This window comes from Parvibaculum sp. (assembly GCF_035325945.1).
Taxonomy (GTDB): Bacteria; Pseudomonadota; Alphaproteobacteria; order Parvibaculales; family Parvibaculaceae; genus Parvibaculum.
On the sequence record NZ_DAOKYX010000031.1, the window covers coordinates 13,194 to 17,602 of the forward strand.

Consider the following 4,409-nt stretch of genomic DNA (forward strand, 5'->3'; position numbering starts at 1 on the left):
TCGGTCGCCCTGGGATCGAGGCCCGACGTGTCGATGACGATGCGCGGATGGGAGAGGCGGGCGAGACGCTCGATCTCCTCGGCCTCGTCCCAGATCACATTGAAATAGCCGATGATCGCCTGCACGAGCCGCCAGCTCGGCCGGCCGCGCCGGCCATGCTCCAGCGCCGAGAGATAGGCGGGCGTTACCCGGAGCGCGGCCGCCATGTCCTTGAGGAGGATGCCACGGGCCGCGCGAAGATCGCGGATTTTCCGGCCGAAGGGCGTCATCGCTTTTTCCTGAGCCAGATATAGAAGGCGCCGCCGCCGCCATGCCTCGGATGCGCAGGCTGGAAGCCCGCCACCTGCCCGCGAAAGCGCGACTCACCCAGCCATACCGGTAGTGCCGAGCGAAGTTTGCCCGTGCGTTCGGGCGCTTCATGGTAGTGCGCGCCATGAAGCGTGTGGCGGGTGAAGGGGCTCTCGCCCTTGCCGGTGATGACGAGCACGAGGCGCATGCCCGATTGGCGCGCGCGGGAGAGAAAGCCGAACAGGGCCTCCTCCGCGGCGTCCAGGCGAAGCCCATGAAGGTCGAGACGAGCCTCGGCCTCCATCTGGCCGCGCGCAAGCCGCTGGCTCGTGCGGCGGTCGAGACCGGTGAGGGGCGGAGCCGAGGCGGCCGGGTGCGGCGCAACAATCGTTTTGGAGGCGGAATGAGAGGCCGGTTTCCGTTTTGGGGCCGGAACGATTTGGGCGGGTGCTGGACTTTCCGCGGCTTGCGCCGCCGGAGCGGGCGCAGACACGGACAGGGATTCAGCAGCGGGTTCTGGCCTGCGTCTCTTGCGTGAAAGCGGCCGCGCGTCCCGGACCACCGCCCGCCAGAGCTTGTGCTCATCCTCGCTCAGGGCGCGGAGGCGGGTCTTGCGGCGTTTGGGCCGCGCCCCGTCATCATGGCCTCCCTCGCCGCTCATATGTGTCTCCCTCAAGCCGATCCCGGCCTCAGCGCTGCGGCGCGATGGCCTTGGGAACGAGGGCGATGAGTTCGCCCGGCTCCTTCATGCGCCCGGCAATCTCGGCGGCGCCCGAATCCGCGCCCCAGAAGACGTCGGCCCTTTGCAGCCCGCGAATGGCGGTGCCGGTATCCTGCGCGACCATCAGCCGCCTGAGCGTGACCTTGCCCGGTCCATAGGGCTCGGGCGAGCGCGTGTCGAGCCAGAGAAGCGCGCCGAGCGGATGGTAGCGGCGATCGACCGCGAGGCTCCGTCCGGGTGTGAGGCTCACTTTCTCAGCGCCCGGCGGCCCTGCCTCGGGCGCGGCTCCGGCGAGCACCCTGAAGAAGATATAGGATTCGTTCTGGCGCAGGATCGACGGGATCCGGTCGGGATGGGCCTCCAGCCAGGCGCGGATCGTCTGCATGGACACTTCCTCGCGCGGAATGGCGCCCATGTCGATCAGGACCTTGCCGATGGAGGTGTAGGGGCGGTCGTTCTTGGCCGCGAAGGCGAGCCGCATCATGCGCCCGTCGGGAAGCTCGACCCGGCCCGAGCCCTGCACATGGAGGAAAAAGGCGTCCACCGGGTCCGCAAGCCAGACGAGAGCATTCCTGCGATCGATCCGGCCCGAGGCCACCATGTCCTCGATCTCGGCGCGGGTGGGCAGGAGCTTGCCCGCCGCCCGCGCATCGGCGAAGGCCGGAGGCAATGCGAGGACCGGGGTGCGGTAGATGCCGCCCTCGGTCAGCGAGCCTTTCATTACGGGCTCGAAATAACCTGTGATGAGGGAACCCGATTCCATTCCGGCTTCAAAACGAATTGGCGCGAACCAGGTTTCAAAATAGGTCCGGGCAGCAGCCGGACCACCGCCGACGCTCGCCGCCGCCCTGCAGGCCGGGCGCCAGTCGCCCGCGCGGCCATAGACGGAAGTGTCGGCGCCACGGGTGTCGAGAGGCGCCTGATCGTCGAGCGCGAGGATACGCTGGCAGGAGCGGCGGAAGGCCGCGAGGGCCGCCGACTGGTCATCCGCCTTCCAGCCTTCGAGATCGGCAAAGCTCAGCGCCACCCGCCCCGGACCTTCGATCGGGCTTTCCCGCATGGAGGCTTCCCCGCTGCTGCAGCCCGCAAGCGCCAGCACTACCAGGCCGAAAAATCCGGCCATACCACAAGGCAATCCGGCCCTTCCGGCCTTCTTTCCCGTTCGCCCCCTCATGTGCCCCAGCATCCGTGATGTCAGGCCGCGGAATCGGTGGCGACAAGGCGCCAGTTCGGATTGGCGCTGCCCGTGTCGCGCTCGAAGGTCCAGATGTCGGTGACGCGGCGCACGGTCACGGGATCGCCCTCGATGACGACGCCATCGCTGTTCTTCACGCAGGCCGTCAGCTCGCTGCGGAACCTGACGGTGAGCCGCGCGCGGCGTCCGTCGAGCGCGGCGGCGGTCAGCGCCGCCTCGATGATGCCGATGAAATTCTGATCGACCGTCTCGCCGCGCGACTCGCGCCCGGCGATGACGCCCTCGAAACTCTTGAAGACGTTATCTTCCAGCAATGGCGCAAGCGTATTGCGATCGCCATTGGCGAATGCAGTCACGATCGTCTCATAGGCGATACGTGCGCCGGACAGGAACGCCTCGGCGTCGAAGCCCCGGTCGGCGAGCGCGATCTCGGTCAGCGTCTGGGCGAGGGGCGAACCCTCGGGCGCAATGCCGGCCCAGCGGTCCTTGACCACATGGGGCTCGTCGCGTTGCGGATAGGGTTCGACGGTTCCCGCCTGCTCCTGCGGGCCCTGCTGGGGCCGCCTCGGCAGCGAGATCACCTTGTCGTCGCCACTCGTCGCCGTTTTCTCCGGCGCGGAATAGGGATCGTAGGGCGGGCGCTCATTCCCTGTCCGCCGCCCGAGCACGCTCCTCAGCTTCAGGAACACGCCCACCGCGATCGCGAGCAGTATCAGATTAAAAAGCGTCGATGCTTCGCCCATCCCGGGCCACCTTTCACCAGAATATCGGGCGACGGCGCCACCCCGAACCGGATTGACGGTTCAGGAACGGCCGCCCCCTTTGGACCCGAAGCGCGGTTCGACCGGCATGGCTGCCGGGCTCGGACCGCCCTGCCGGGCCGGATCGCATTCAAGCTGCTGAACCCGGTACACCAGTTTGTCCGGCAAGTGCCAATCTTTCCGGATCATGTGTCGGTTTCATCCACTAAACTAGGCCAATCACCGCCGGTTTGCTACCGGCGGGACATACGGTCCGCGAAGCGCCGCAGGACCGCATTCGCCCGATATATGGAGATCGCCTTGGCGCCTTTCATCCTCGCCGCGCTCATTCTCGTCCCGCTGGCCGAAATCGCCGTCTTCATCAAGGTGGGCGGGCTCATCGGCGCGGGCCCGACCATCGCGCTGGTCATCGCCATCGCAGTTTTCGGAACATGGCTCTTGCGCCGGCAGGGGCTCGAAACCTTCCGCAAGGCGCAGATGGCGCTCGGCCGGGGCGAGATGCCGGTGGGCGCAGTGCTCGACAGCTTCCTTCTGGTGCTCGCCGCCCTTCTCATGGTGACGCCGGGCCTTCTCACCGATGCGATCGGGCTCCTGCTGCTCGTTCCCCCGCTCAGGCGGCTGATCGGACGGCATGCGGCGCAATGGTTCATGGCCCATGCGAATGTGCAGTTCGGCACCTCGGCAGGCATGCGGGCCGACTGGGGGCGGGGGCCGATCATCGAGGGCGAGGCGGTGGAAGACGAACCGGGAGCCAGGGACACAACCGGAAAGCCGCCGGCTTCGGGCGCGTCCTCGCCCTGGCGTGGCAGCCTGCCGCCTTCCAGCGGCGGTTGAGGCAACGAAAAGGGCTGGATTGCGGGCTTTGGCGTTCTTGTCGCTGGGTTCGTTCCATGTTAGCCAGCAGGATCGCATTCCGACAGAGACGGTGAGGGGGCCCATGGCCGACGACATTCTTCCGGGAGACACGCAGGCTCAGGGCGAAGCGGGGCCGCAGCTCCGCATCCTCACGCAGTACATCAAGGACCTTTCGTTCGAGAATCCGAACGTGCCGCGCACCCTCGGGCCGCTCGAGCATCAGCCCGCCATCGGCGTGCGCGTCGATGTGAACGTCCAGCGCTTCAGCGAGACCGATTTCGAGATCACGCTCGCCATCGGCGTCGATGCCAAGACGAATGAAGAGCAGATGTTTCTGGTCGAGCTGCAATATAGCGGCCTCTTCCGGCTCACCAACATTCCGGCCGACAGCCTCGAGCCCGTTCTGCTGATCGAATGTCCGCGCCAGATCTTCCCCTTCGCGCGCCGGATCATCGCGGACGCGACGCGGGATGGCGGCTTCCCGCCGCTGCTCATCGATCCGATCGATTTCGTCACGCTGTTCCAGCAGCGCCGCGGCGATCTCAGCGGCGCGCCCGAAGGGACGATGCCGAACTGACGGGCGGCCAAA

The 4,409-nt window shown here is 67.1% G+C and carries 6 protein-coding genes; 2 read left to right on the top strand and 4 right to left on the bottom strand.

The features are described 5' to 3' along the window. The 4 genes from PKA57_RS12760 to PKA57_RS12775 form a co-directional block, all read right to left on the bottom strand. Positions 1 to 269, bottom strand: a 269-nt coding sequence (locus PKA57_RS12760; RefSeq protein ID WP_324301136.1) for a helix-turn-helix domain-containing protein, incomplete at its 3' end; no start/stop codon positions are given. Further along, positions 266 to 592, bottom strand: a complete 327-nt coding sequence (locus tag PKA57_RS12765; RefSeq protein WP_324301138.1) for a Smr/MutS family protein — start codon at positions 590 to 592, stop codon at positions 266 to 268. The genes PKA57_RS12760 and PKA57_RS12765, both read right to left, overlap by 4 nt. Before the next feature lie 385 nt (positions 593 to 977). Next, the gene (locus tag PKA57_RS12770; RefSeq protein ID WP_324301139.1) at positions 978 to 2,069 is read right to left on the bottom strand and encodes an MltA domain-containing protein; all 1,092 of its coding nucleotides are present in this window, start codon (positions 2,067 to 2,069) and stop codon (positions 978 to 980) included. A gap of 134 nt (positions 2,070 to 2,203) precedes the next feature. Next, the gene (locus tag PKA57_RS12775) at positions 2,204 to 2,947 is read right to left on the bottom strand and encodes a Tim44/TimA family putative adaptor protein (RefSeq protein ID WP_324301141.1); all 744 of its coding nucleotides are present in this window, start codon (positions 2,945 to 2,947) and stop codon (positions 2,204 to 2,206) included. Positions 2,948 to 3,265: 318 nt separating this feature from the next. On the opposite strand from PKA57_RS12775, the gene PKA57_RS12780 reads away from it, so the two are divergent. Then, a complete protein-coding gene (locus PKA57_RS12780) occupies positions 3,266 to 3,799 on the top strand; it encodes an FxsA family protein (RefSeq protein WP_324301143.1) in 534 nt (177 codons plus the stop codon). Positions 3,800 to 3,902: 103 nt separating this feature from the next. After that, the gene (gene secB / locus PKA57_RS12785) at positions 3,903 to 4,397 is read left to right on the top strand and encodes a protein-export chaperone SecB (protein ID WP_324301145.1); all 495 of its coding nucleotides are present in this window, start codon (positions 3,903 to 3,905) and stop codon (positions 4,395 to 4,397) included. Positions 4,398 to 4,409: the final 12 nt, after the last annotated feature.

Coding starts and splice junctions, on each gene's coding strand:
- PKA57_RS12765 (WP_324301138.1), bottom strand. CDS start 592: ATGGAGGCCGAGGCTCGTCTCGACCTTCATGGGCTTCGCCTGGACGCC.
- PKA57_RS12770 (WP_324301139.1), bottom strand. CDS start 2,069: ATGCGGGAAAGCCCGATCGAAGGTCCGGGGCGGGTGGCGCTGAGCTTT.
- PKA57_RS12775 (WP_324301141.1), bottom strand. CDS start 2,947: ATGGGCGAAGCATCGACGCTTTTTAATCTGATACTGCTCGCGATCGCG.
- secB (WP_324301145.1), top strand. CDS start 3,903: ATGGCCGACGACATTCTTCCGGGAGACACGCAGGCTCAGGGCGAAGCG.